The sequence below is a fragment of the Nannocystis sp. genome, assembly GCF_016714285.1.
Taxonomy (GTDB): domain Bacteria; phylum Myxococcota_A; class Polyangia; order Nannocystales; family Nannocystaceae; genus Nannocystis.
Map to the genome: position 1 here is coordinate 191,655 of NZ_JADJNN010000038.1, position 26,191 is coordinate 217,845.

Annotated in this window: 23 protein-coding genes and 1 tRNA gene; 13 read left to right on the forward strand and 11 right to left on the reverse strand. The window is 70.7% G+C overall.

What is annotated here, in order from left to right; all coding sequences use genetic code 11:
- Positions 1-6: 6 nt before the first annotated feature.
- The 3 genes from IPJ59_RS34340 to IPJ59_RS34350 all read left to right on the forward strand — a co-directional run bounded on the left by IPJ59_RS34340 (position 7) and on the right by IPJ59_RS34350 (position 3,148).
- Positions 7-702 (forward strand): hypothetical protein, encoded by a 696-nt coding sequence (locus IPJ59_RS34340; RefSeq protein WP_293275486.1) that lies wholly within the window; start codon positions 7-9, stop codon positions 700-702.
- A 4-nt stretch (positions 703-706) separates the two neighbouring features.
- Complete coding sequence (gene gpmI, locus IPJ59_RS34345; protein WP_366524754.1) at positions 707-2,341, forward strand: 2,3-bisphosphoglycerate-independent phosphoglycerate mutase; 1,635 nt, start codon at positions 707-709, stop codon at positions 2,339-2,341.
- 105 nt (positions 2,342-2,446) lie between these two features.
- Positions 2,447-3,148, forward strand: a complete 702-nt coding sequence (locus IPJ59_RS34350) for a hypothetical protein (RefSeq protein ID WP_293246655.1) — start codon at positions 2,447-2,449, stop codon at positions 3,146-3,148.
- A 69-nt stretch (positions 3,149-3,217) separates the two neighbouring features.
- Here the strand turns inward: IPJ59_RS34350 and IPJ59_RS34355 are convergent, their stop codons facing one another.
- Together IPJ59_RS34355 and map are read right to left on the reverse strand one after the other, a co-directional pair.
- A complete protein-coding gene (locus IPJ59_RS34355; RefSeq protein WP_293275488.1) occupies positions 3,218-3,811 on the reverse strand; it encodes a hypothetical protein in 594 nt (197 codons plus the stop codon).
- Positions 3,812-3,827: 16 nt separating this feature from the next.
- Complete coding sequence (gene map, locus IPJ59_RS34360; RefSeq protein WP_293275489.1) at positions 3,828-4,613, reverse strand: type I methionyl aminopeptidase; 786 nt, start codon at positions 4,611-4,613, stop codon at positions 3,828-3,830.
- Between the two features lie 179 nt (positions 4,614-4,792).
- Here map and IPJ59_RS34365 point away from each other — a divergent pair, with 179 nt between their 5' ends.
- Entirely contained in the window at positions 4,793-5,752 is a 960-nt protein-coding gene (locus IPJ59_RS34365) for an ArsA-related P-loop ATPase (protein ID WP_293275490.1), read from the forward strand.
- A 29-nt stretch (positions 5,753-5,781) separates the two neighbouring features.
- Here IPJ59_RS34365 and IPJ59_RS34370 read toward each other — a convergent pair whose 3' ends face one another.
- Entirely contained in the window at positions 5,782-6,294 is a 513-nt protein-coding gene (locus tag IPJ59_RS34370; RefSeq protein WP_293275491.1) for an acyl-CoA carboxylase biotin carboxyl carrier protein subunit, read from the reverse strand.
- A gap of 31 nt (positions 6,295-6,325) precedes the next feature.
- Between IPJ59_RS34370 and IPJ59_RS34375 the strand changes: the two genes are divergently transcribed.
- Positions 6,326-7,474: an ArsA family ATPase gene (locus IPJ59_RS34375; RefSeq protein ID WP_293275492.1), complete on the forward strand. Its 1,149-nt coding sequence runs from the start codon at positions 6,326-6,328 to the stop codon at positions 7,472-7,474.
- Between the two features lie 60 nt (positions 7,475-7,534).
- Here IPJ59_RS34375 and IPJ59_RS34380 read toward each other — a convergent pair whose 3' ends face one another.
- Positions 7,535-8,194: a DNA methyltransferase gene (locus IPJ59_RS34380; RefSeq protein WP_293246673.1), complete on the reverse strand. Its 660-nt coding sequence runs from the start codon at positions 8,192-8,194 to the stop codon at positions 7,535-7,537.
- Positions 8,195-8,211: 17 nt separating this feature from the next.
- Positions 8,212-8,934 carry a hypothetical protein gene (locus IPJ59_RS34385; protein ID WP_293246676.1) on the reverse strand — a complete coding sequence of 241 codons (723 nt, stop codon included), beginning with the start codon at positions 8,932-8,934 and terminating at the stop codon, positions 8,212-8,214.
- Between the two features lie 53 nt (positions 8,935-8,987).
- Between IPJ59_RS34385 and IPJ59_RS34390 the strand changes: the two genes are divergently transcribed.
- On the forward strand, positions 8,988-10,601 hold the full coding sequence (locus tag IPJ59_RS34390) for a hypothetical protein (RefSeq protein WP_293275493.1): 1,614 nt from the start codon (positions 8,988-8,990) through the stop codon (positions 10,599-10,601).
- 52 nt (positions 10,602-10,653) lie between these two features.
- On the opposite strand, the gene IPJ59_RS34395 is transcribed toward IPJ59_RS34390, so the two are convergent.
- Positions 10,654-10,726, reverse strand: a tRNA-Gly gene (locus IPJ59_RS34395).
- Positions 10,727-10,822: 96 nt separating this feature from the next.
- Here IPJ59_RS34395 and IPJ59_RS34400 point away from each other — a divergent pair.
- Complete coding sequence (locus IPJ59_RS34400; protein ID WP_293246682.1) at positions 10,823-11,431, forward strand: 5-formyltetrahydrofolate cyclo-ligase; 609 nt, start codon at positions 10,823-10,825, stop codon at positions 11,429-11,431.
- 64 nt (positions 11,432-11,495) lie between these two features.
- On the opposite strand, the gene IPJ59_RS34405 is transcribed toward IPJ59_RS34400, so the two are convergent.
- The 3 genes from IPJ59_RS34405 to IPJ59_RS34415 form a co-directional block, all read right to left on the reverse strand.
- Positions 11,496-12,302 (reverse strand): peptidylprolyl isomerase, encoded by an 807-nt coding sequence (locus IPJ59_RS34405; protein WP_293275494.1) that lies wholly within the window; start codon positions 12,300-12,302, stop codon positions 11,496-11,498.
- A gap of 110 nt (positions 12,303-12,412) precedes the next feature.
- Positions 12,413-13,171, reverse strand: a complete 759-nt coding sequence (locus tag IPJ59_RS34410; protein WP_293275495.1) for a creatininase family protein — start codon at positions 13,169-13,171, stop codon at positions 12,413-12,415.
- Positions 13,168-14,751 (reverse strand): benzoate-CoA ligase family protein, encoded by a 1,584-nt coding sequence (locus tag IPJ59_RS34415; protein ID WP_293246691.1) that lies wholly within the window; start codon positions 14,749-14,751, stop codon positions 13,168-13,170. The genes IPJ59_RS34410 and IPJ59_RS34415 overlap by 4 nt, the downstream gene beginning before the upstream one ends.
- A 208-nt stretch (positions 14,752-14,959) precedes the next feature.
- On the opposite strand from IPJ59_RS34415, the gene IPJ59_RS34420 reads away from it, so the two are divergent.
- A complete protein-coding gene (locus IPJ59_RS34420; RefSeq protein ID WP_293246695.1) occupies positions 14,960-15,460 on the forward strand; it encodes a hypothetical protein in 501 nt (166 codons plus the stop codon).
- Between the two features lie 135 nt (positions 15,461-15,595).
- Here the strand turns inward: IPJ59_RS34420 and IPJ59_RS34425 are convergent, their stop codons facing one another.
- Positions 15,596-16,414, reverse strand: coding sequence for an OmpA family protein (locus tag IPJ59_RS34425; protein ID WP_293275496.1), 819 nt, complete (start codon positions 16,412-16,414; stop codon positions 15,596-15,598).
- A gap of 113 nt (positions 16,415-16,527) precedes the next feature.
- Here IPJ59_RS34425 and IPJ59_RS34430 point away from each other — a divergent pair, with 113 nt between their 5' ends.
- The 3 genes from IPJ59_RS34430 to IPJ59_RS34440 all read left to right on the forward strand — a co-directional run bounded on the left by IPJ59_RS34430 (position 16,528) and on the right by IPJ59_RS34440 (position 21,427).
- Positions 16,528-19,425: an FtsK/SpoIIIE family DNA translocase gene (locus tag IPJ59_RS34430; RefSeq protein ID WP_293246701.1), complete on the forward strand. Its 2,898-nt coding sequence runs from the start codon at positions 16,528-16,530 to the stop codon at positions 19,423-19,425.
- A gap of 205 nt (positions 19,426-19,630) precedes the next feature.
- Positions 19,631-20,332, forward strand: coding sequence for a LolA family protein (locus tag IPJ59_RS34435; protein ID WP_293246704.1), 702 nt, complete (start codon positions 19,631-19,633; stop codon positions 20,330-20,332).
- A gap of 531 nt (positions 20,333-20,863) precedes the next feature.
- On the forward strand, positions 20,864-21,427 hold the full coding sequence (locus tag IPJ59_RS34440) for a hypothetical protein (protein WP_293275497.1): 564 nt from the start codon (positions 20,864-20,866) through the stop codon (positions 21,425-21,427).
- Positions 21,428-21,491: 64 nt separating this feature from the next.
- On the opposite strand, the gene IPJ59_RS34445 is transcribed toward IPJ59_RS34440, so the two are convergent.
- Positions 21,492-23,699, reverse strand: coding sequence for an alkaline phosphatase D family protein (locus IPJ59_RS34445; RefSeq protein ID WP_293275498.1), 2,208 nt, complete (start codon positions 23,697-23,699; stop codon positions 21,492-21,494).
- A gap of 207 nt (positions 23,700-23,906) precedes the next feature.
- On the opposite strand from IPJ59_RS34445, the gene IPJ59_RS34450 reads away from it, so the two are divergent.
- On the forward strand, positions 23,907-25,049 hold the full coding sequence (locus IPJ59_RS34450; protein ID WP_293246710.1) for a parallel beta-helix domain-containing protein: 1,143 nt from the start codon (positions 23,907-23,909) through the stop codon (positions 25,047-25,049).
- 7 nt (positions 25,050-25,056) lie between these two features.
- The gene (locus IPJ59_RS34455; RefSeq protein WP_293246713.1) at positions 25,057-26,163 is read left to right on the forward strand and encodes an SO2930 family diheme c-type cytochrome; all 1,107 of its coding nucleotides are present in this window, start codon (positions 25,057-25,059) and stop codon (positions 26,161-26,163) included.
- Positions 26,164-26,191 lie beyond the last annotated feature (28 nt).

Here is a 26,191-nt window from a genome sequence, read left to right on the forward strand (position 1 = left end):
CCGCCGATGCTCGCCTCCTCCGCCGCGCTGCTGGTGGCCGTCCTCGCCGCCGGACCGGGCGCGCCGCGTGGCAACCGGGTGCTGCAGAAGCAGCTCGACGAGCGCGTGTTCACCGTCGCCGCCTCGGCCCGCCTCGGCGTCCTGATCGGCAGCGGCGACGTCGTCATCCAGCCCCCGCTCGGCTTCGGCTTCGGCCTCAAGCTCGCCTATTACGCCCTCCAGCTCGGCCCGATGCGCTTCGGCTTCGCCTTCCACGGCGGCCACAGCCGCTACATGCGGGCCCGCCTCGTCACTGGTCTCGATAGCGGCGACGGACTCGCGGGCCCGACCACCCGCCGCTGGTCGGTGCTCTCGCACACCGACCTCGCCCTCGGCCCGCACTTCCAGGTGCCCGCCGGTCCGCTGCTGATCGAGTTCGGCGCTGGCGGCGGGCTCGGGGTCTCGAGCTGGCGCCGGGTCGTCGACGCCGAGCCCGCGCACGACGAGAGCACCGTCGCCTACAACGGCCTCGTGCGCGCCGACCTCAGCTTCGGCGTGCCGATCCGCAACAACCAGGGCGTCGCCCTCGGCGTCGACCTGCAGAAGTACTTCTCGCAGACCCGCGTCGTCACCGACCCGAACGCGCCCATGGGCGCCGCGCCCGACAGCGTCGTCTTCGACCTCACCCTCGCCGTCACGCTCGCCTACCAGATGTGGTTCTAAGGACATGTCCATGCAGACACTCAGCCCGCACCCCTGGCGCCGCGCCCCCGAGGGCCCCGTCGTGGCGATCGTCATGGACGGCGTCGGCATCGGCAGCGGCGACCACGGCGACGCCGTCGCCCAGGCCCGCACGCCCACCCTCGACGCCCTCCGTGGCCTGCCCTCCTTCACCAGCCTGCTCGCCCACGGCACCGCCGTCGGCATGCCCTCCGACGCCGACATGGGCAACAGCGAGGTCGGCCACAACGCCCTCGGCGCCGGCCGCATCGTCGACCAGGGTGCCAAGCTGGTCAGCGAGGCGATCGCCGCCGGCGAGCTCTACCGCGGCGGCACCTGGCACGAGGCCATCGCCACCGTCCGCGCCTCCGGCGAGCCGCTGCACTTCATCGGCCTGCTCTCGGACGGCAACGTCCACAGCCACATCGACCACCTACTCGCCCTCCTGCGCCAGGCCGCCAGCGAGGGCGTGACGAAGGCCCGCGTGCACGTCCTCGTCGACGGCCGCGACGTCCCCGGCCGCTCCGCGCTGCTCTACATCGATCGCCTCGAGCAGGTGCTCGCCGAGCTCTCGCAGTCCGGCCGCGACTACCGGATCGCCAGCGGCGGCGGGCGCATGGTCGTCACCATGGACCGCTACGAGGCCGACTGGCAGATCGTCGCCCGCGGCTGGCAGATCCACGTGCGCGGCGAGGGCCGCCGCTTCACCAGCGCCCGCGCGGCGATCGAGACCCTGTACAACGAGACCGGCCTCGACGATCAGAACCTCCCCGGCTTCGTGATCGCCGACGAGCACGGCCCGGTCGGCCCGATCCGCGACGGCGCCGCCGTGCTGCTGTTCAACTTCCGCGGCGACCGGGCCCTCGAGCTGACCCGCGCCTTCGAGGACGAGCACTTCACCGGCTTCGATCGCGGCGTCCGCCCGCGGGTGTTCTTCGCCGGCATGACGCAGTACGACGGCGACCTCAAGCTCCCGGCCCGCTACCTGGTCGCCCCGCCGGCGATCGCCGGGACCATGGGCGAGATGCTGGCCGTCAGCGGCGTCTCGCAGCTGGCGATCAGCGAGACCCACAAGTTCGGCCACGTCACCTACTTCTGGAACGGCAACCGCTCCGAGCCCTTCGACCCCGCGCTCGAGACCTACGTCGAGATCCCCTCCGACCTCACCCCGCTCGAGCAGCGCCCGTGGATGAAGGCCGCCGAGATCACCGACCGCCTGCTCGCCGAGATCGACCGCATCCACCCCCGCTTCGTCCGCCTCAACTTCGCCAACGGCGACATGGTCGGCCACACCGGTGACCTCCACGCCACGATCCTCGCCGTCGAGGCCGTCGACCTGTGCCTCGGCCGCATCCTCGCCGCCCTCCGCCGTCGCAAGGGCGTCGCCGTCGTCACCGCCGACCACGGCAACGCCGACCAGATGTTCGACCGCCGCCCCGACGGCGCCCTGCAGGTCCGCACCAGCCACACCCTCAACCGCGTCCCCTTCGTCATCGTCGACCCCCGCCAGCCCGGCGGCGGCCCTCGCCTCGCCCCACCGCCCGGCGCTGGCCTCAGCAACGTCGCCGCCACCTGCCTGGAGCTGCTCGGCCACGCCGTCCCCGAGGCCCTGCGCGCCAGCCTGCTGGCGTCGGCCCACTGAAGCCACGAAGCCACGGCCCCGCGCGCCCGCGCTCACACGCCCGCGGCTTCCCGCGGCCGACCAGCTTTGCTAATGTCCGCGCCATCTCGCCCGGAGACCGCCAAGATGACGCCTCGCCGCCCCCTGTCCACTGTCACGCTCCTCGCCCTCTCGCTGATCACCACGGCCGGCATCGCCGCCCAGGGCTGCGGTGACAAGGGCGGCTACCGCGGCGGCAAGAAGTCGAAGGCGCGCCAGTGGCTCGATGAGCCCTCGGGCGGCGAGAAGTCGGGCAACAAGTTCATCTTTTCGCAGCTCGACCTCGTGTTCGAGGTCCCCGACACCCTCTACGTGTTCAAGAACTGCGACGAGCTCGGCCACTCGCCCGAGGGCGAGGACAAGTGGGTGCCGATCCTCGCCTGCGCCTCGGGCGGCGCCTCGGCCGACCCGGACGGCGTCGGCGAGCCCGCGGCCGACGCCGACGCGATCGCCCTGACCTTCTACCTCGCGCCCAAGGGCCGCCCGATCGACGAGCGCGCCGTCGCCTACTACAACAACGCCTACAAGGAGTCGGGCCTCAAGGTCGAGGAGCTCGCCTTCAACGACGACTACTTCTACAAGACCGGCATCTACGCCAAGCTGCAGGTGATGGACGAGAGCGGCACCAACGCGGTCCGCGAGATCCAGCAGTTTATGTGGCCCGTCAACGACGTCGTCTTCATCGCCCGCATGGAGTACCCGTATGGCGACAGCCGCGCGATCGTCCAGGACTGGAAGGCGATCATGCCGTACTTCAAGACCGCCGCCGACGACAAGCCGGCCCAGTGAACGACCACCCGTGATCAAGCTGTGATCAGGCTGTGATCAGGCCGTGATCAAGCTGTGATCAGGCCGTGATCAGGGGCAGGGCCCCGCACGCAGCGAGGGATGCGGCGCCACTTCGGCGCCGTGGCCCGTTAAAGCCACCGTCTCGCAGGCTCGCAGCGTCACGCACGAGCGCGACATAGCGTTCGCGTGGCGCAGCGCCAGCGTGTGCTCGCCCGGCGCCCGCGTCCCCCGCAGCCGACCGTCGCCGTCGACCGCCAGCGGCACCCCGCCGAGCTCCGCCGTCGTGACTGGCACACCTGGCCCCGGGGCCAGGTCGGGCGTGACCACCACGGTGCCCGGCAGCGCCATGCCGAGCAGCGCCGCGCGCTCCTCCGCCGTCAAGGGCCCGGCGTCGGCCGGCGTCGCCGGCTCGTACACGCTGACGATCCGCGGCGGTTCGGCCCGCAGCGGGGCGAGCAGCTGCCGCGCCGCCGCCCGGCAGCGCCGCTCCTCCGGCCGCGCCTGCAACTCGAGCAGCAGCCCCGCGATCGCCGGGTCGCAGCCCCGCGCCCGCTCGCCCGCGGCGATCCACACCGCACAGTCCGGCCCCGGCCCGCTCGCCTCACCCGCCGCCTCCGCGCCGCAGCCCAGCAGCGCGAGGATCAGGCTGCACGCGGCCCGCATGGCGCCTCCGTTGGCCTCAGCTGGCCCACTTCGGTCGGTAGCCGCGCTCGCGCAGCGTCAGCACCTCGTGCCCATGCTCGGTCACCAGCACGGTGTGCTCGGCCTGCGCGCTCCACTTCTTGTCCTGCGTGACCGCCGTCCAGCCGTCGCCGAGCACGTCGCAGTGCTTGGTGCCGAGGTTGATCATCGGCTCGATGGTGAAGGTCATGCCCGGCTTCATGCGCAGGCCGACGCCGCGCTTGCCCACGTGCGACACCTGCGGCGGCATGTGGAACTCGCGGCCGATGCCGTGCCCGCAGAAGGCCTCGACCACCCCGTAGCCGTGGCGCTTGCCGGCGAACTCCGAGATCGCCGCGCCGATGTCCCCGATCTGCTTGCCCGGCGCGACCTCGGCGATGCCAAGCCACAGGCTCTCGCGCGTCACGTCGATCAGCTTCTCCACCTCGGGCGTGGTGCCGCCGCCGACCACGAACATGTCCGAGCAGTCGCCGAAGTAGCCGTCCAGCGTGGTCGTGATGTCGAGGTTGATGATGTCGCCGGCCTTGAGCGCCCGGTTGCCCGGGATGCCGTGACAGATGACCTCGTTCACCGAGGTGCAGATCGACTTCGGGAAGCCCTTGTAGTTGAGCGGCGAGGGGTACGCGCCGTGCTTGACGATGTAGTCGTGGCAGAGCCTGTCGAGCTCGCCGGTGGTCACGCCAGGGACCACGTGTGGCTCGATGAATTCCAGCACCGACGCCGCCAGCCGGCAGGTCGTCCGCATCTTCTCGATCTCCGCCTTACTCTTGATCTCGACCGCCATCTCGTCCCTGGCCGCGCCGTACAAGACGCGTGTAGTGAGTGAGCGCAAACGCCCGGCCATCGCCGCTGCGAAGCCCATGGCCGGGGAGCATGGGAGTGACGCCACGCCCCGGTCAAGACCCCGCCAGCGTGACGCTGCGCTGGCACCCCCGCGTCAGCTGTGCGAAGGTTCGCCCCCGCATGGATGCCAGCCGCAGCCCGGAGTCGGTCTTCGACGCGCTCGCGGCGAGGCAACTCCTGATCGTCAGCGGCAAGGGTGGGGTGGGGCGCACCACCGTCGCGGCGCTCCTCGGCCTCGCGCTGGCCCGCCGCGGCCGTCGCGTGCTGGTCGCGACCGTCGGCCTCGACGACCGCCTGGCCTGGATGCTCGGCCTCCCCGCCCTGCAAGAGACCCCGACCGCCGCGGCCCCGGGCCTCTACGTGCAGCGAGTGGTCCCGCAGGTGTGCATCCGCGAGTACGGCGCGCTCATCCTCCACAACCAGCGCATCGCCGACGCCGTGTTCAACAACGGCCCGATGCGCCGCCTCCTGCGCACGATCCCCGGCCTCGACGACTTCGCGATCCTCGGCAAGGTCTGGCACGAGGCGATCCGCGCCCACAGCTTCGACGCGTTGATCTTCGACGGACCCGCGACCGGACACCTCCGCTACACCCTCGGCATCCCGCAGGCGATCCTCCGCACCCTCTCCGTCGGCCCGCTCCCTCGCGAGGCCCGCCTCATGCAAGACAGCCTCGAGGACCCCACCCGCGTGCAAGCCGTGCTCGTCGGACTCCCCGACCGCTGGCCGCTCAGCGAGCTCGGCGAGATGGCCACCGCGCTCCGTGAGGAGCTTCACGTGAACATCGGCGCCATCGTCGTCAACGGCCTGTGGCCCGCAAGCCTGCCCTCGCTCGCCGCTCCCGACTCCTCCATCGACCCCGACGGCGCCCTCGGCCGGGTCTTCGCCGCGACCACCGTCGTCGCCCAGCAGGGCCTCCGCCAGCGCGAGGGCGTGGCCGCGTGGCTCGCCGAGGCCAGCAGCGCCGGTCCGCTGCCGCCCGTGCTCGCCCTGCCGTGGCGCTTCCAGGGCTTCTCCGGCCAGCGCGACCTCGAGCAGCTGCTCACGGGCCTCGAACAACCTGTCTCGGCGGACATGTGACAGCGCACATGTCCCTTCGTTCATGTACTTCAGGCCAGCTCGAGCTCGACGAGCAGCTGCCCGGCGTCGACCGTCGCGCCCTCGCTGGTGTTGATCCGCAGCACCGTCCCGGACGCGCTCGCGCGCACCTCGTTCTCCATCTTCATCGCCTCGACGATGATCACCGGCGCCCCGCGCTCGACCACCTGCCCCACGCCCACCAGCAGCCGCACCACCCGCCCCGGCATCGGCGCCTTGAGCTGCGAACCAGCCGCACCGCCGGCGCGCCCACCCGCCATCGTCGCCGCCAGCGCGGCCGCCTGAGCGGTGCGCACTTCGACCACGGTGGCCACCCCGCCCACGCTCGCCGAGTCCGCCGCGGCCCGCCCGTCGAGGGTCACCGCGCGCTGCCCGTGACCCCCGTCCTCGCGCACCAGGCTGCGCCCGCCCGGACTCGCGACCACCGTCATCCAGACCCCATCCACCTGCGCCCGCTCGCCCTCGACGCGGACCCTGTGCGCGCGCTCGCCGACGCGAACAATGAACTCTTGAACGCTCGTCACGGTCGCGGAGATTAGACCCATGCCACCGACCGTGTCCACGACCGACCCGCTCGCCTTCGCCGCCGCCCGCCGCGTCGTGCTCTGCGTCGGCCCCGGCGGGGTAGGGAAGACGACCTGCGCCGCGGCCCTGGCCCTCGGCTCGGCCCAGCGCGGCCGCCGGGTCCTGGTCGTCACGATCGACCCCTCGCGCCGCCTGGCCCAGGCCCTCGGCTTCCACACCACCGGCGCCGGCACACCGATCGAGGGCGGCGCCCCCGTCGAGGTCGCGCTGCCCCCTGACGGCGCCTTGGCGGGGCCCGGCGGCAGCCTGCACGCGCTGTGGCTGGCCACCGAGCAGGTGTTCGCCGAGCTGGTCCGCAGCTTCGCCGAGACCCCGGCCGCCGCCGAGGCGATCCTCCGCAACCCGATTTACAAGGCGATGGCCGAGAACCTCGGCGGCGCGCTCGAGTACGCGGCGATGGCCAAGCTCCAGCTGCTCCACGCCGCCCGCAGCTACGACCTCATCGTCCTCGACACGCCCCCCACCGCCAACGCGATCGACTTCCTCACCGCTCCCGAACGCATCCACGAGTTGGCCCAGAACCCCGCCGCTCGCCTCCTCACCGGCGGCGGCCGCCTCGGCGCCCGCCTCCTCGGCATCGGCAACAACCTGGTCCTGCGCACCCTCTCCAGCCTCGCCGGCAGCAATTTCATCACCGAGCTCGGCGCCTTTCTTCGCGACTTCTCCGGCGTGCTCGCGACCTTCCAGGCCCGCGCCGGCGACTTCCAGTCGCTGCTCCGCTCGCCCGACACCGGCGTCGTGCTCGCAACCTCCGCCTCCCCCTTCAGCGTCCGCGAGGCCCTCGACTTCCTCGCCGTGCTCCACCAGCGCGGCCTCCGGGTCGACTCCGTCGTCCTCAACCGCGTGCTCCCGCCGTTCCCGCCCGCGCCGCCCCGCGACGCCATCCTCGCCGCCCTCGCCGCGCAGCTGCCAGCACCTGTCCTCGCGGACAGCTTGCAGCGGATCTCCGCCGCCTACGCCGGCCTGGTCGCCCAGGGCCAGCAGAGCCTCGAGGCCCGCACCACCCTCGCGCGCGCCTACCCGCAGCTGCCGCTGTGGCTGCTCCCGCAGCGCGAACCACCCCCGACCTCGCTCGCCGACCTCCACGAGCTCGTCAGTCAGTTCGTGCGGGCAGCGTGACCCGCAGCGCGTGCACGAGCGGGTCAGTCCGTTCGTGCGGGCAGTGCGTGCACGAGCTCGTCAGTCCGTTCGTGCGGGCAGCGTGACCCGCAGCGCCGCCGCGATCCGGCACCGCTTCGCGCTCAGCTCGACCCCGACGGCGTTCAGACCCATCGCGTTGGCCACCGCCAGCGCCGTCCCGCGGCCGCAGAAGGGGTCGACCACCGTGCGCGTCGGCGTGCGCCGACGGATGAAGCCGCAGGCCAGCGCGCACGCGTCCAGACCGATCGCCCGCGTCCACGTCATCGCCCCGGTGGCGAACACGTCGGCCAGCCCGTCCGGCTCGCCGAGCGGCCCGCGCCCGAAGCACAGCAGGTGCGCGTAGCTCGGCCGCCCGAAGGCGATCATCCCCGGCGGCTTGCGGCAGGCGATCTTGTGCCACCACAGCGACCGCTCGCAGCGGTCTGCGGCCAGCTGCACGAGGTGCGCCTTGTCGATCCACACCCCGCCCGCCTTGATGTCGGTCTGATAGAAGATCGCCGCCCCCTCCGGCGGACACGCGCGCAGCACCGCCTCCGCCGCGTCGATGAACCACGCCCGCCACGCCGCCGGCGCCAGCGACAGCTCGCCTAAGTCCGGCAGCGAGGTCAGCAAGGAGCAGCCCGCGAGCTCGCCCCGCCCCGCCAACCACGCCAGCGCGTCGCCCTCGTGCACGCTCCGTTCACCTGGCGCTTGCGACATGTCCCCTGAGCCAGGTCCTAGAACGCCACCGTGAAGCCGAGCCGCGGCCCGAATTGAAACCCGCAGTAGCCGGGCACGTCCGCGCCACCCACCGTGAACGCGGCGTGACAGCTGCGCCCGGGGAAGGTGCCCGAGAAGCGGATCGCCAGGTCGAGGTAGACCGCACCGCGCCCACCACCGGACCCGCCACCTCCACCAGGCCCACCGGACCCACCGGACCCACCAGGCCCGCCGAGCCCAAGCCCACCCAGGTAGATCAGCGACCCGGGGGACGCCGTCCAGTGGCCCGCGACCCCGGCCCCGTGGTTCCAGATCGTCGGCCCCGCCCCCGCCAGCAGATACGGCGAGAAGCCCGGCTGGCGCAGAAACACGTAGCGCAGCGTCGGCGTCACCCGCAGCGCCAGCCCCGGCGCCGTGCTGGCCAGACCCGGATGCGCCGTGAAGTCCGCGGCCGACCACATCAGCACCCCGAGCTCGACCTCCCCGCCGAGCTCCAGCCCGTCGACCACGTAGTATCCGCCGCGCAGCCCGGGCGTCACGACCGTCAGCGAGCTCGATATGCTGACTCCCGCACCCACCCCCAGCGACCCGCGCCGCTTGCCCCACGGCAGCTCCGGTCCGTCCGCCGAGATCCCCGCCCCTGGACTCGCGGGCTCGCCGGCGTGACCCCGCGTCGGCGTCAACGTGGCGAGCCCGGCGGCGAGCCCCAGGCACACGGTCGGATCGACGAAGCTGCGCACGCCCGGCGATGGTACCGGCGCCCCGCCCCGCGTCAATCCGGCTATGATGCGGCATGCGAGAGCTCCGCTGGGTCGCAGTGTCGGTCGTGGGTTGTCTGTCGGCCGCTCCCTTGGCGGATGCGCACGCGGGTGAGGTGGTCCCGAACCCCTACGCGCCGACGGGCGTCGCGCCCCTGATCGACTTCTCCAACGGGCCGATCCCGTCGCGCTCGGTCGACAGCGGCGTCCGCTTCGAGGACCTCGACGCCTACATGAACCTGCCCGAAACGACCTTGCCCGAAGACCAGGTGCTGCGCCCCGGCCTGCCCGAGGGCTGGGTTCAGGTCGGCGACATGGTCATCCCGCGCGCGGTCGCCGAGGGCGCCGACGTGCGCACGCCGAGGAGCCTCGACCAGCTGCACGGCCCCGCGAGCGCCGGCAAGGTCATGGGCCCGTCGGCCGCCGACCTGTGCGCCTTCCCGGAAGCCACCCCGGACGGCATCTACAGCGGCGAGTTCAACCGCGGCAGCGAGTACCCGCGCCGCGGCACGATCTACATGAACTACACCGGCGGCAAGCTGATCAACGGCGGCGAGAACTCGGCCGAGAACATGTCGAGCCTGGCCCTCACCGGCTCCACCTACCCGGTCTACGGCGGCGGTGAGGCCAAGGCCGTCGCCGTCGCCCAGGCGGTCCAGACCGACTTCGCCGAGCTCGCAGTGCGCGTCGTCTACCTCAAGCGCCCGCCCAAGCGGCTGCCCTACGTCATGATCATGATGGGCGGCAGCTACAAGGACACCACCTCCGGCCCGGCCGGCGGCGTCGCCCCCGGGGCCGACTGCGAGGACTCCGGCCTGCGCAACGTCTGCTACGCCTTCGTCAAGGGCTCCGCGGCCACCGACCAGTCCAACGTCGCCAGCCAGGAGATCGGCCACACGATGGGCCTCGGCCACACCTACGGCAAGGACCGCGTGATGGCCTACGGCTACGACACCAACTCCAACATCGACATGGGCTTCGGCGACGTGTGCAGCCCCGTCTACATCTCGATGGGCCAGGCCGGCTACTGCGCCGGCGTCAACAAGTGCCACTGCGCCAGCGACGGCACCCAGCAGCACGACCTGCGCACCCTCAAGGCGATCTACGCCCCGCCCGGACCCGACATGGTCCCGCCCACGATCAGCATCACCAGCCCGGCCGACGGCGCCAGCTTCCTCCCCTCCGATCTCATCACCGTCGAGGTCGACCCCAGCGACGACTACGGCGGCTACGGCTGGGACATCACCGTGACCGACAGCAACGACACGGTGCTCGCCGAGATCGTCGACTACCAGATCGCCCAGCAGTTCAACTTCAAGGGCCTGGCACCCGGCGTCTACACCATCACCGCCCGCGTCCAGGACCACTCCGACCAGATCGGCGAGCACGCGATCAAGATCACCATCGAGGGCGAGGAGAACGAGACCGGCGCCCCGACCACCAGCGACAGCGAGGCCGGCAGCGAGGCCGGCAGCGAGGCTGGCAGCGAGGCTGGCAGCGACAGTGGCAGCAGCGGCAGCGACTCGGCCGACACCAGCGGCGAGGCCACCGACGACGGCTGCTCGTGCCGCCAGGGCCCGCCCGACGCAGCCCTGGCCCTGTGGGCCGTCCCGGCGTTGCTCGGCCTCCGCCGCCGCAAACACCCCTAAATACTTGAGGCCCTGACCGAAAGGTCAGGGCCTCAAAGCCCTCGAAGGGGGGAGCGGGAGACGGGGATCGAACCCGCGACATTCAGCTTGGGAAGCTGACACTCTACCAACTGAGTTACTCCCGCGTCGGTAAGGGCACCCTCGATACCAGGGCTTGGTCGTCGCCGCAAGGCCCGGAAAAATGCTCGACCCGCGCCGGGTGAACGGGGACAGTGGCGACCATGTCCGACCCGACCAAGGCGGCCCTGCGCGCGGCCCTGCTGCAGCGTCGACAGGGCCGCGACCCGGAGGCCAACGCCAGCCGCTCGGCCGCGCTGCTCGGCCACCTCGTGCGCCACCCGCTGTGGCAGCAGGCCCGCGGCATCGCGGCCTTCGTCGGCGTGCGCGGCGAGCCCGACACCTGGGGCCTGCTCGCCGCGACCCTGGCCGAGAGCAAGCGCCTGTGGCTCCCGCGCATGCAGGGCACACCCGCGGCGATCGCCTTCGTGCCCGTGCACGACCTCCGCGAGCTCGCGCCCGCCCGCTTCGGCCTGCTCGAGCCGCGTCCGCGCGATGGCCAGGCCACGCTCACCACGCCCTCCGCCGCCGCCGGCGTCGACCTCGTCCTCATCCCCGGCCTCGGCTTCGCCAGCGATGGCGCCCGCATCGGCTTCGGCAAGGGCCACTATGACCGCGTCCTCGCGCCGATCCACCACCACGCCGCGCCCCTGCGCGTCGGCCTGTGCTTCAGCGACGACCTCGACCCCAGCGAGGGCAAGGTCCCCCGCACCGAGCTCGACGTGCCGATGCACTGGATCGCCACCCCCGACGGCCTGCATCACTGCCGCTGATCGGCACCAACGCTCCTGCCGCCGGGGCTCATCTGCTCGAGCGCCGGGCCCTTCGTCGCGGCGCTCACTCGACGCGCTGGATGATGTGGAAGCCGAAGTCGGTCTCGACCACCGCGCTCGTCTCTCCCGCCTTGAGCGCGAACGCAGCCGTCTCGAACGCCGGCGCGAACATCCCGCGACCGACGCTCCCGAGGTCCCCGCCGCGCTCGCTCGACCCGTCCTCGCTGTACTTCTTCGCCAGCGCCGCGAAGTCGGCCCCGGCCGCGATCGCCTCCGTGTGCACCTTGTCGGCCAGCTTGCGCGCCGCCCTGGCGTCGCGCTTGATCGCCGCCTCCGCGTTCTTCGCCCCCTTGTAGCGGACCAGGATGTGCCGCGTGTGCACCTTCTCGACCGCGCAGCGCTGCGCCACCACGTAGCCGTGCGGCAGCTTCACCGCCGCCGACACCTCGCCGACCTGCAGCCCGAACACTGCGTCCTTGATCGCCGCGTACTTCTCGGGCCACTTCTCGCGCTCGTAGGTCCCCATCGCCCCGGCCTTGGCCCGCGTCTTCGGCTCGTCGCTGGTCGCGGCCAGGCCATCGATCGCCACCCCGCCGATCAGCTTCTCGCGCGCGTCCTCGGCCGCGCTCTTGGCCGCCGCCTCGTCGCGCGTCACGCCCTCCTCGGCCCCCTCCGCGCCCTGCCACGCGAACACCACGATCTTGGCGCACGCCTCCTTCGCGTCGGGCGCAGGCTTCGGCGGCGCCACCTTGACGGGCTCGGCCTTGACGGGCTCGGCCTTCGCCGGCTCGGCCTTCGCGGGTTCAGCCTTCGGCGCCTCGGCGTCGCAGGCGAGCAGCAGCACGGAGAAGAGCAGGGCAGGGCACCGCATGCCCGCAAGAGTACCCCAGCTCGCCCTCCGCCTGGGTCATCACGTGTACGCCGTCGCCGGCACGCTCACCGCACCAGCTCGCCGCGACCCGCACGCGGACACTCACCGCATCACGGCTCGAACGCCGCCAGCACCGCCTCGACCACCAGCTCCGTGAGCACCCCGAGCGACGCGAGCCCCTCCGCCGCGCTCGCCCCCGCCGGCGTCCCGCAGTACGCCTGGTCCATCCCGCACTCGATGAAGTCGCGGGCGCCCTCGCGGATGCGCTGCGCCAGCGCCACCGGGTGGGCCGGCAGTTCTCGCGCCAGCGCCCAGCGCACCAGCTCGGGCCGCAGCGCCAGCACCAGGCTGGTCTCGTACTGCCCCGCGTGGCACGAGCCGCTCTGATACTCGGGCGTCAGCCGGGCCGCCAGCGCCCGTCGCGTCGTGTCCGGGAAGAGCAACGCCTCACCGGCGTGCGCCTCCGCGTAGCGGCGGGCCACCTCGCGCATGCTCGCAATGTGCCCCGGCTCGAGGTGCGCCGTGAAGATCGCCACCCGGTCGAAGCCCATCGCCCGCGCCGCCCCGCAGGTCTGCAGCACCAGCTCGATCGCCGTGCTGGCCGCGATCGACACCGAGCCCGAGAACGCCCCCGCCCAGTCCGTGACCGCGTAGTCGATCGTCGGAAAGTGCATGGCCACGAATCCCCGCCGCTCGAGCTCCGCCGCCGCCCGCTCCGCCACGGCTTCACCGATCAAGCTATCGGTGCACAGCGGCAGGTGCGGCCCGTGTGCCTCCGTGCTGCCGACCGGGATGATAGCGACCTTGCCGCCCGCCCCGGCCAGCCGCGCCGCGACCTCCGGATAACTCAGCTCCGCCAGCGCCGTCACGTGAGCCCCTCGGCCAGCTTGCGCAGCTCCCCGCGCTTGATCTTCCCCGTCTCGGTCCGCGGCAGCTTGTCGATGAACACCACCCGCCGCGGCGCCTTGAAGCCGGCGATGTTGGCCCGCGCGTGCGCCAGCACCTCGGCCGCCAGCGCCTCGCTCGCCGCGTGCCCGCTAGCGAGCTCCACGTACGCCACCGCCTTCTCGAGCCCGGTCGCGTCGCGATACCCGACGACCCCCGCCTCGTGCACCGCCGGGTGCCCGAGCAGGCAGTTCTCGACCTCGAGCGGCGACACGTACACGCCCGAGCACTTGAGCATGTCGTCGCCGCGACCGCAGAACCAGAAGTAGCCGTCGGCGTCGACGTGAAATTTGTCGGCCCCGCGCACCGCGTCGCCGCGGAAGGTCGCCCGACTCTGGTCGCGCATGCGCCAGTAGCCCTGGCCCGCGCTCGGCCCCGAGATCTCGAGCGTCCCGATCTCCCCGGCCGGCACCTCGCGCCCCGCGTCGTCGACCAGCCGGTACGAATAGCCCTCGACGAGCTTGCCCAGCGAGCCCTCCTTCACGTCGCCCGGGCGCCCGGTGATGTACACGTGGAACATCTCCGCCGAGCCGATGCCGTCGTAGATCTCGACCCCGGTCGCCTGCTTCCACGCGCGGTAGATGCGGGCCGGCAGCGCCTCGCCCGCGCTGACCAACGAGTGCAGCGAGCGCAGGTCGTGCCGCGCCGCCAGCTCCGCGTGCTCGACCATCTTGGCGATCGTCGTCGGCACCGTGATCATCTGCGTCACCTTGTAGCGCTCGATCAGCGCGTAGTACTGCTCCGCCGGCGTGCGCTCCGCCAGCAGCACGCAGCTGCCGCCGACGCTCAGCGGGAACAGCAGGTTCGAGCCGAGCGCGTAGCCGAAGAACAGCTTGGGCGCCGCCATCGTGATGTCCTCGCGGCGCAGCCCCAGCGTGCGCTGGGCGTACGCGATCGCGTTCCACACGAAGTCGTGGTGCATGTGCACGACGCACTTGGGCCGCCCCGTCGACCCGCTCGAGCTGAGCCAGGTCGAGAAGTCGTCGCGGTAGGTCGCCTCGGTCCGCGCCTCGCCGGGCTGCCGCGCCAGCTCCACGTTCCAGTCGACCGTCCCCGCGGGCGCTGGCGCCCCGCTGCGGTCGACCACGATCACGATCGGCGGGTACGGAGCGTCACGCCACACGCCCGCCAGCTGCGGGTACACCTCGGCGTCGACGATCACCACCCGCGGCCGCGCGTACTCGAGGTAGTACGCGTAGTCCCCGGGCAACAGCCAGGTGTTGGTCGGCACCGCCACACAGCCCGCGCGCAGCACCCCGAAGTACGCCGCCGCGAACTCCGGCGTGTCGAGCAGCAGCAGCAGCACACGGTCCTCGATGCGCAGCCCGAGCGCGCGCAGCAGGTTGGTCACCCGGCACGAATCTGCCACCAGCTCGCGGTACGACACCTCGCGCTCGCCGTAATAGATCGCGGTCTTGTCGCCGAGACCCTCGCCGAGGCGCGCGTCCAGGAACCACTCGACCATGTTGAGGCGCTCGGGGAGCTCGATCGGTGCAGCCAGCATCGCCGCGACGGTCCCACACCTCCCGCCCATCGCCGCCGCCCGCAGCGGGTGCGGGCGCTCACACCTCGCCGCCCCGCGCCCCGGCAACCCTGGCAGCGACGCAGCGGAGCCCAGATGCTCACAGCGCCGGTACTCCTGCCAGCGACGAGGCGTCAGGCGCTGTTCCCGGGCTTCGCCGACCCGGACCCGCTGCGCGTACAGTCGGCCGGTGCAGCTCGTGTACCCGCAGCTCCGCGTCGAGCTCCCGCGCGACAGCCTCGTCGTCTGGGTCCGCTGGGTCTCGAGCGAGCAGCCGCCCTCGCCTGACCAGCCGCCAGCCCAGGGCCTGCGCGTCGAGCTGCTGCTCAACCGCAACAGCGTGCTCGGCCCGACGATCGTCTACCGCCGCGACCTCGCCGCGCCCGTGTTCCTGCGCGCCAACCGAATGCGCGTCGCCGAGGTGCTGCGCGCCGCGGCCCGCGGTGCCGGTCGCCTCGACGTCCAGCTCGTCATCCACGGCTCGATCGCCCACGCCCCCTGGGCCGCCCTCTACCTCGTGCGCGACGACCACGGCGACGCGATCGGCGGCGCCGAGCTGCCCGGCACGCCGCTCCTCCAGCTGCAACCCTCGACCCCGCCCGACCACTGGCACGTCGCCGCCCAGGCCAACCTGCGCGTGCAACTCGAGCTGGTCGACGCGCGCCGCCACCTGACCGTACTGCCCTCCTGAACCGCGCCGCCGACCCCTCGCGGCCAGGCGAGGGTCGACGCGCTGCGACCGGACCGCTCCTGACATGACGACGAAAAAGCCGCTGACCCCAGGCGAGGGTCAGCGGCTTGCTTGTTTCACGAGGGCCCACGCAGCTCAGGACTTGCCGCTCGTCAGCATCGCCTTGAGCTCGGGGATGTCGCCGAGCAGCGGCATGAGGATGACCTCGATGCGGCGGTTCTGGGCCTTGCCATCCTCGTTCGCGTTGTCGGCGACCGGGTCGTTCTCGCCGTAACCGGCGGCGCCGATGTTGCTCGAGGTCATGCCCTGGGTGATGAGAAACTGCACCACCTCGACGGCGCGCGCGGTCGAGAGGTCCCAGTTGTTCTTGAACTTGGCGGTCTTGATCGGGACGTTGTCGGTGTGGCCGGCGACCAGGAACTCGCGGTCGTTGAGCGACTTGAGCGCGGCGGCGAGGCTGCCGAGCGCGGTCTGGCCCTCGGGCTTGAGCTCCGTCTTGCCCGAGTCGAACAGGATGCTGCTGGCCAGCTTGACGACCAGGCGACCCTTGCGAAACTCGACCTGGATCGTGCCCGCGTCGACCAGCGCCTTGAGCTTGCCGAACAGGTCCTTGTAGACCTGCAGCTCGGCCATGCGCTTGGCCTTCTCGGCTCGCAGCGCCTTCAGCTCGTCCTGGGTCGCCCCGGCCTTGCGCGCGAGGTCGGCGTTCTGCTCCTCGAGCACCTTGATCTCGTTTGACAGCCGCTGGATCTGCCCCTCGAGCTCCGTGATCTTCTCCTCCAGCGTCTGCTTCTCCTCGGTCAGCTTCTTGTTCTTGCCCTGCTCCGCGCCCAATTCAGCCTGCGTGGCCTCGAGCTTCTTGTTGGCCTCCGCGAGGGCCGCCTCGAGTTCCTTGCGTTTGCAACCGCTGAGGGCGAGCGTGGAGAGGAGGAGAGCGACGACGATGCTGCGCATGGGCCACAGGCTATCCCATGCCAGCCGATTTTTTGATCCCGAACTGCCGGCTTTGTAGGATGCGCCCTCCAAGCTCCGGTCATCCTCGCCAAGATCCCGAGATCCAAGGAAAAATGTCGAAATCCCGAGAGCGTTCAGAGTCAGCGCGCGGCGCGCGAGCGCGCGAGCCTTCGCCCGGTCTGCCGCGTCCGTGGGGCGAGTTCCTCGGCATCGCACTGCTGGCCATCGGCGTGCTGATGGTCGGCGGCCTGTGCTCGTACCAGTTCGGCAGCGGCAACTTGATGGGCCCCGTCGGTGGCCTCGTCGCCAGCGCCCTCTACGCGACGCTCGGCATGGGCGCGTACCTGCTCGTGCTCGGCGTGCTCGGCCTCGGCGTGAAGGCCCTGCTCGGCGAGACGATGGAGATCCGCGCCGGCGAGGGCCTCGGCTTCGCCGGTGCGACCATCGCCGGTTGCGTGCTGCTGCACGTCACCTTCCCCGATTACCGCACCCACGGCCTCACCGCCGGCGGCCTCACCGGCGAGCTGCTCGGCGAGGTCGGCCTCGGCCTGTTCGACTCCGCCGGCACCTACCTCATCGCCGTCGCCCTGCTCTGCGTCGGCCTGTTCGCCTCGACCCCGCTGTCCGTCACCCACCTGGTCGCGGCCGCCCGCGCCCTCGCGCGCTGGACCGTCGCCCTCGCCGCGTACCTGTGGGGCGGCCTGCTCGGCATCATCGACGGCCTGCGCGGCCGCGGCGAGCCGGAGCAGAACGTCGACGAGGAAGCGGACGAATACGAGGAGGACGAGGGAGATGCGGACGAGGAGGAGGCCGAGGCGGCCCCGCCGAAGCCGAAGCGCACGCGCAAGAAGCCCGCCGCGCCGACGGAGGTCAGCGCACCGCCGTCACCGCCGCAGGAGCTCGCCGCGCCCGCGGCCGAGCCACGCAAGAATCGCAAGCTCCCGCGCGCCCCCGAGGACCTGCCGGAGATCGTGGTCGCCGCAGGCCAGCCGCGCGTCGAGGAGGCGAGCAAGCCCGAGTCGCCTGCGAAGAAGCGCAAGTCGGAGACGAAGGCCGTCGAGGCCGTCGAGCCCGAGGACGCCGAGACCGTCGCGCCGAAGCGCCGCCGCAAGTCGGGCGCAGCGGAGTCCGAGTCACTGGCTGAGTCATTGGCCGAGTCACTGGCCGAGACGCAGACTGAGGCGCCGCGCCGGCCGCAGATCGTCGACGAGGACGTCGACCTCGCGCCCGTCCCGGAGCGTGAGCGCGTCGAGCTCGACGACGAGCCGGCGCTCAACCGCGCCGGCAAGAAGCCGCCGCCGCGCCCCGAGGTGATGGCCCGCGAGGCGCCCGCGCCCGTGCAGCTGCCGCTCGCCACCGCCGTCGACCCCACGCGCCCAGTCGAGCGCCCCAAGCCGATCCCCGGCATCGTCCGCCTCACCGCCGGCCCCTACCAGCTCCCGCCCTGCAAGCTGTTCGAGCTGCCCAACCAGACCGTCGCCGAGGTCGACAAGACCTTCGTGCTCGAGCAGGCCGACCGCATCGAGCACGCGCTCGCCCAGTTCAAGGTCACCGGCAAGGTCACCAAGATCCACCCCGGCCCGGTGATCACCCGCTACGAGTTCAAGCCCGACCCCGGCGTCAAGCTGTCCAAGATCGAGAGCCTGGAGAACGACCTGGCGATGGCCCTCGAGGCGATCTCGATCCGCATCCTCGCGCCGATCCCCGGCAAGGCGACCGTCGGCTTCGAGGTCCCGAACGTGGTCCGCGAGACCGTGGCGATCATGGAGATCCTCGAGAGCGAGGGCTTCGCCGTCGGCCGCACCGCGAAGCTGCCGATCGCGCTCGGCAAGAACATCACCGGCAAGCCGATCAGCATTGACCTCGCCAAGGCGCCGCACCTGCTGGTCGCCGGCGCCACCGGCTCCGGCAAGTCGGTCGGCGTCAACGCGATGATCTGCTCGCTGCTCTACTCGTGCACGCCCGAGGACGTGCGCATGATCATGATCGACCCGAAGATGCTCGAGCTCAGCATCTACAAGGACATCCCCCACCTCCTTCTGCCCGTCATTACCGACGCCGAGGCCGCCAACCTCGCGCTGCGCTGGGCCGTCGACGAGATGGAGCGCCGCTACGCCGTCCTCAGCGAGGCCCAGGTCCGCGACATCGGCGGCTACAACAAGAAGCTCCCGCAGCTGCTCGAGGAGTACGAGTCCGAGGCGAAGATGCTGGCGATGGAGTCGGATCGGGCCAACCTCGAGGCCGAGGAGGAGGGCGAGGACGCGGTCCCGGCCGAGTTCCTCGGCGGCGTGGCCTTCGACGCCGACGGCCACCCGATGAAGTCGCTCGGCGGCGACATGCACGGCGCGCGGCTCGGGGACCGGCCGGAGAAGATGCCGTACATCGTCGTCATCATCGACGAGTTCGCCGACCTCATGATGGTGGCCAGCAAGGAGGTCGAGACCTCGGTCGCGCGCATCGCCGCCAAGGCCCGCGCCTGCGGCATCCACCTGATCCTCGCCACCCAGCGACCGAGCGTCGATGTCATCACTGGCACGATCAAGAACAACTTCCCGTCGCGCATCGCCTTCCAGGTGACCAGCGACATCGACTCGCGCACGATCCTCGACGGCAAGGGCGCCAAGCAGCTGCTCGGCATGGGTGACATGCTGTACATGGACCGCGGTGCCCAGCCCCAGCGCGTCCACGGCTGCTACGTCTCCGAGGAGGAGATCTTCAAGGTCACCGCCTTCATCAAGAAGCAGGCGCGGCCGGTGTACAACCACCAGATCGCGGCCAAGCGCGACGAGGACATGGACGACGAGCCGAGCGATCGCCGGGCCGACCCGCTCTACGACAAGGCGGTGCAGATCGTCGCCGAGACCCGCAAGGTCAGCACCAGCATGATCCAGCGCCGGCTCAACATCGGGTACAACCGCGCCGCGAAGATCGTCGAACAGATGGAGGTCGAGGGCGTGATCGGGCCTGCACGCGGCACTGCGCCGCGAGAGGTGCTGGTCCAGGCCGCGTAAACCCGGCGTAAAGCCGCCGCGTTGCTGCAGGGTTTTCAGGGGTGCTCGCTCGCCCGCGTGAACCGTGCTAATCGAGCTCCCGGGCCCCGCCACGGGCTCTCGGCCACGATGGCCCACGATGGGCCACGATGGCCCAGGTCGTGAATCGGTCCGAAAGGCCAGGCGTCTGTCGCCCGCACGTGGGGTCCACCCACAGGAGCTCGCCATGTCCATCCTCTCCCTCGTCGCCTCCTTCGGTCTCTCGCTCGCGCAAGCCGCTCCCCCGACTGCTGCGCCCGCCGCGATCACCCAGCCCGCCCCCGCCGCCGAGAAGTCCGCCTCCGCCGTGCTCGCCGGCGTCCAGAGCTTCTACGACGGCACCGTCGACCTGATCGGCAAGTTCCGTCAGACGTATGTGCATCAGGTCTACGGCACCCGCACGGTCAGCCACGGCGCGCTCAAGCTGCGCAAGCCCGGCATGATGGTGTGGGACTACGACGGCGCGGCCGACCCCGATTTTTATGTCGACGGCCAGAAGCTCTCGGTCGTCGAGCACGACACCCGTCAGGTGGTCAGCCAGAAGGTCGAGGGCAACACCAGCCTCGCGGGCGCGATGAAGTTCCTGTTCGGCGGCCAGAAGCTGATCAAGGACTTCAAGGTGCGGCTCGCCCCGGAGAAGCCGGCCAAGAGCTACGGCATGCCCGGCCACACCGTCATCGAGCTCAAGCCCAAGGTCCAGGACCCGAACTACAAGACCCTGCTGCTGGTGGTCGATGACCCGACCGGCCGCGTCGACGCCTTCGTGGTCCGCAGCCAGGACAACAGCACCAACCACTTCGTGCTCACCGAGGTCACCACCAACAAAGGCCTCGACGCCAAGGAGTTCAAGTTCAAGGTCCCCAAGGGCTACGTCGAGACCAAGCAGTGACGCTGGCCCTGGCCCGCGCACGCCCGTGGAGCCAGTGAGCTGCCAACACGAGCCCGGCCTGCCAATGCGGCGGTCGGGCTCGCTCGCTTCTTGACCGTCTGCTGGTCTGCTGGCCGTCTGTTGGCAGCGAAGCGTGTGGGTGCATGTGAGGGTCCACGCGTCGCCGGGTTTGGGCGCGACGCGGCGGCCTGGTACCGTGCGCGCTGATTCTTGGGAGACCTCTGATGCTTCGACCGTGGACCTTGAGCCTGATCAACGTACTTGCCGCGACCACCCTGGTGGCCTGTGGTGACAGTGGTAATACGACCGACGCGAGCGCTGGTTCGACCGGGGCCGCCACGAGCGGCGCGACCGACAACCCGACGACGACCGTGGGCACCTCCAACGCGACCGACGAGGCGACGACGACGCCGACGACGACGCTACCGACGACCACCGAGGGCACGACCATGGTCGGCGGCGAGACGGCGGCGGACGGCGAGGCCTGCTCGGCCAACGATGACTGTGCCTCGGTCGGCTGCCTCAAGTGGCGTGACCTCGAGATGGGTGAGTGCGCTGACGACCACCTCGGAGGCGAACGGCCAGGTCGATGTCACCTCGACCGAGCCGCTCGCCGAGGGCGTCGGCGTCGTCGGTGTCATCACGGGCGGCGACTACTACACCACCGCCACCGGCATCGCCGCGCCGACCGCCGGCGTGTACGGGCCGATGAACGGCAACCGCGACATCTGGGCGATGCCGGCGGCCAAGCTCACCGAGTGGAGCGGCTACCTGATGGCCGACCCGGAGATCATGCCCTCGTTGCCCCTGGGTGACGCTGGCGGGGTGGTCGGCTTCGTGCGCGACGGCAACGGCATGGGCAAGGCCGGCGCCAAGATCGTCTCGGAGACCAATGGCGCCGCGACGACGGCCAAGATCCGCTACCTCTCCGACGACGGCGTGAGCTTCAACGCCGACGCCACCGGCACCAGCGGCCTGTTCGTGCTGGTGTCCCCGGGCCTGGGCGAGCACTTCACGGTCGAGGGCGGCACGGTCATCGGCACCGCGGGCAGCGCCAAGAAGGCCGTGTTCGTGCTGATCCTGACCGAGCCCTGAGCGTCGGGCGAGCTCATGAGACCGCGCGGCCGGGCGATCGCCTGGCCGCGCGCGCCGTATCGGGTCAGACGTAGCTGAAGGTGTCGTAGTCCCAGCGCTTCCAGGCGCCCGCGATCTCCTTGTAGAGCTCGCGGCTGCCGGCCTCGACCTTGAAGCGCACGCTGGTGAACTTTGCGGCGAGCTCCTCGGCGGGCTCGCTCTCGAGGTCGACGAAGATGTCGGGCTCGGCGATCGCCAGGTAGGTGGCGACGATCGCCTGACCGTCGAGCTCGACGATCATGAAGCCGTTGTGCGACGAGTCGGCGTGGGCCAGGTGGCGGTTGGTGCCGGTCTTCGTGAACAGGGTGTCGATCGAATCGGCGAGGTCGGAGGCGCCGGCGGTCATGCTGAGGATCGGGTCGGCGGCGACCTGGAGGACCAGCTGGGTGCGGAAGGTGCCCGAGCTCATGCCGCTGGTGACCAGCTCGGTGATGTGCTGCTTGGGGTCGTCGTTGAGGCCGGGCACGCCGGCGTAGAAGGCGTGGATGTCCCCGGTGAGGGCGACCACGTTGTCGAGCTTGACGAGCTCGCCGAGCAGCTCGTTCCGGCGGTCGCGCATGCCGTCCCACTGGTCGACGTTCATATAGAAGACCTGGTTAAACGGCTGGATCGGCAGCGGGGTGAGGTCGATGACCAGGGGGACGAGGCAGAACTCGTTGCCCCACAGCTTCCACGTCTCCTTGGCGCCCTTCATGGTGTCCAGGAACCACGCCTGCTGCTCGGGGCCCATGGCGTCCTGCGTCTTGCCGCCGGACTTCTTGTAGTTGATCGTGGCCCACAGGTCGAAGGCCTCCTTGATCACCAGGTAGCGGGCGCCGATCGAGGCGTGGGTGCTGAGCTTGCCGAGGTGGCGGAACGCGAGGCCGCGCTCGAGGCCGGCCAGGTCGGTGATCGGGTCGACGTCGGCGCTGTCGAGCTTGGCCAGGGTGCTGTTGATGTACGCGACGTCGAGGTTGCCGGTGATCTTGGCCGGGTCGTAGTCGAGCTGGGTCGCAGCGGCGACGAGGACCGCCTTGTAGCTGCCGCCGGCGTAGCTGTCGATGTCGACGTACTCGCTGGCGGCCGCGGGCAGCTCGCCGAGCTCGGCCATCAGCTCGGCCTGGGTGAGCACGACGGCGCCGGGGAACGCGTCCTCGGGGATGAGGTGGTCGGTGCGGTGGCTGCGGAGGTCGGTCATGACCAGGTGCATGTGCTTGCCGAACACGAAGTCGCGGTAGATCTGGATGTCGCCGGGGAAGGCCGCGGCGGGGTCGTACTCGAAGTCCTCCTCCTGGAAGTCGACCGGCATGTACTCGAACCAGGCCTGGTTGGCGGCCTTGCGCCGATCGGGGCTCGTCTCGTCCTGGCGGCCGTCGTAGTAGGTGGCGACGTCGCCGTGGCAGTCGTCGGTGAACTCATGATCGTCCCAGGTGGCGATCATGGGGACGGTCTCGTGGATCTTGCGCAGCGCCGGGTCGGAGCGGTAGGTCCGGTAGAGCTCGCGGTAGTTGGAGAGGCTCTTGGCCGCGAAGTACTCCTTGTCCGTGCCCTCGTTGAAGACGATCGCGCCGGCCTTGTCGGTGAAGGTGGCGACGCGGCCCCCGGTCTTCTGGAAGCTGGGGTCGCCCGTCGTCTCGTAGATGTAGTCGCCGAGGTGGATAAAGAAGTCGAGCTCCTCGGCGGCCATGCGGGCGTAGCCGTTGTAGTAGCGGCCGTTGAAGTCCTGGCACGAGACCACGGCGAAGCGCAGCTTGGCGTCGGCGTCGGCGGCCGGTGCGGTGCGGGTGCGGCCGACCGGGCTGACGAAGCGGCCGTCGTCGCGGCTGTGGATGAAGCGGTAGTAGTAGGTGGTGGCGGGCGCGAGGCCGCGGACCTTCACCTTGACGCAGCGGTCGTACATCGCCTTCGCGGGGGCGACGGTGCTGGTCTCGCCGCCAAGCTCCACGAGCTCGGCGAACTCGGCGTCGGTGGCGAGCTCGAGCTTGACCTCGGCGTCGGCGTCGTCAGCGAGGTCGGGGTCCTCGAGGCGGGTCCACACGATCACGCTGTCAGGGCGCGGGTCGCCGGACACGACCGACTGGGGGAAGTAGGCCGCGCCGTCCTCCAGCGGCCGGGTGTCCTCGTCATCGCCAGCGTTGCTGCAACCGCCGGCGAGGTTGCCCGAGGCGAGCGTCGCGGTGACCAGAGTGGCCCGCAGAAAGCTGCGGCGGCTCAGATTCTTTTTTGGTGAACGCGGCGGACAGTATTGTGACACTGGGGAATCCTCGCTGGGGCTCGGGCGAGATTGTATGGCGAAGCCGTGGCGAAGTGGGTTATGCAAGCGAGTGTGATGGTTCGATCGACGCTGCTTCTCTCACTTGTCGGCTCTGTGGTCGGTCTTTGCGGGTGCGGGGCGAAGGATGCCGCGTCCGAAGAGACCACCGACGCCTCATCTGCCTCGTCTGGCGGGACCACGGAGCCCTTGCCTGATGGGTGCGCAGCGCTGGTCTCGCCGAGCGAGGACGACCAGACCGCGCTGCAGGGCGCCTTGCTCGACGCGATGCCTGGCGACACGGTGTGTCTGGCCGCCGGCATCTTCAAGCTGAACACGGAGCTGTCGATCTCGGGCAGCGATGTCACGCTGAAGGGGGCCTCGCGTGACACGACGGTGCTGGACTTCTCGACGCAGGACATCGGCGCCAACGGCGTGAAGATCTCGGGTGACGGGGTCACGATCACGGCGCTGACGGTGAAGAACACGCCGGGGGACGGCATCCGCGGCGACGACGTCAACAACATCACCTACGACGACGTCGCGGTCGTCTGGGAGGCCGAGGCCTCGCTCGAGAACGGCGCCTACGGCTTCTACCCGGTCGGCTGCGACGGGGTGGTGATCCGCAACTCGCTGGTGGTCGGGGCGCGCGACGCCGGCATCTATGTCGGTCAGTCGAAGAACATCATCGTCGAGGACAGCGAGGCGTACGGCAACGTGGCCGGCATCGAGATCGAGAACTCGACCGACGCGACGGTGCGCCGCAACCACGCCCACGACAACGCGGGCGGGATCCTGATCTTCAACCTCCCCGGTCTGCCCGTGAAGGACGGCAAGCGCGCGCTCGCGTACGACAACATCGTCGAGAACAACAACAGCGTGAACTTCGGCGAGCCGGGGACGGCCGTGTCGAAGGTGCCCTCGGGGATCGGCCTGATGATCCTCGCCAGCGACAACAACGAGATCCGCAACAACACGATCCGCAACAACAAGAGCACGGGGATCGTGATCGTCGAGTACACGGACCTGCTGTTCGAGCCCTTCGACGACGTCGACTTCGACGTGTTCCCCCAGGGCAACTACGTCCACGACAACGCGTTCACTGGCAACGGCGCGGACCCGGACAAGCTGATCGCCGACCTCGTACCGGAGATGCGGCCGGTCCCGGACCTGTTCCACGACGGCTGCGTCGATCCAGCGGCCGACAACGCCGACGGCAGCCTGACCAACTGCTTCAGCAACAACGGGGCCGCCACCTACGTGAACATCGACCTGTGCGGCGGCTTCGCCATGCCGAGCAACGACCTCGGGCCCGTCACCTGCGAGCACACGCCCCTGATGGCGCCGACCTGAGGGCAGGATGATGCCAGCGCGCGGGCTTTGGGGGGTGTTGGCGCTGCTGCTGGTGGCGGCGCCTGGTTGTGGCGCGGAGGATCCCTGCGACGGGCCGACGCGCTGTCCGGTCGAGGCTCCGCTGCCGCTGGCGAAGCTCAGCGACTACGACTTCTTCGTCGGGCCGCTGGCCGACCTGGCGCCGAAGGACGGGGTGGTGCCGTACCAGGTGGCGGCGCCGTTGTGGTCGGACCAGGCCGGCAAGCACCGCTTCATCGTGCTGCCCGAGGGCGGCAAGGTCGGGTTTCAGGCCGAGGGCGACTGGGAGTTCCCCGAGGGCACGATCTTGATCAAGAACTTCTTCTTTGATCACGACCGGCGCGACGCGGCGGTCGGCGCCCGCATCATCGAGACGCGGCTGATGCTGCGCACGGCGGACAACTGGCGGGTCTTCATCTACGTGTGGAACGACGAGCAGACCGAGGCCACGCCGCTGCGGACGGGCAAGCGGGTGACGGTCGAGTTCATCGACGTCGACGGGGCCAAGAAGTCGGAGGAGTACATCGTCCCCAACGAGGACCAGTGCGCCAGCTGTCACGAGCGCGACGACGTCGAGCACTCGCTCGGGCTCATCACGCCGCAGATGAACCGCATGGTCGAGCGCGACGGGGCGCAGGTGCAGCAGCTCGAGTGGTTGGCGGGGCAGGGCCTGTTCGCGAGCCCGCCCCCGGCCGCGGCGAGCTTGCCGGCCTTCGTCGACCCCTTCGGCACAGCGGGCACGCTGGATGAGCGGGCGCGGCACTATCTGCACGGCAACTGCGCGCACTGCCACCAGCCGGGCGGCGGGGCGGGCAAGAGCGGGCTGGTGTTCCTCGCCAGCGAGACCGACCTGGCGAAGGTGGGCGTGTGCAAGGTGCCTGCGGCGGCGGGTCCGGGCACCGGCGGTCACCCGCACGACATCGTGCCGGGCAAGCCGGACGAGAGCATCGTCCTCTTTCGCATGAACTCGCTGGACCCGGAGATCAAGATGCCGGAGCTGCCGAACCGGGTGATCGACAAGGCCGGGGTGGAGCTCATCCGCCAGTGGATCGCGGCGATGCCGATCGACACCGAATGCGTCAGCGACGCGCCCTGATCGCTGCTGGCGTCACTGGCATCGCTGG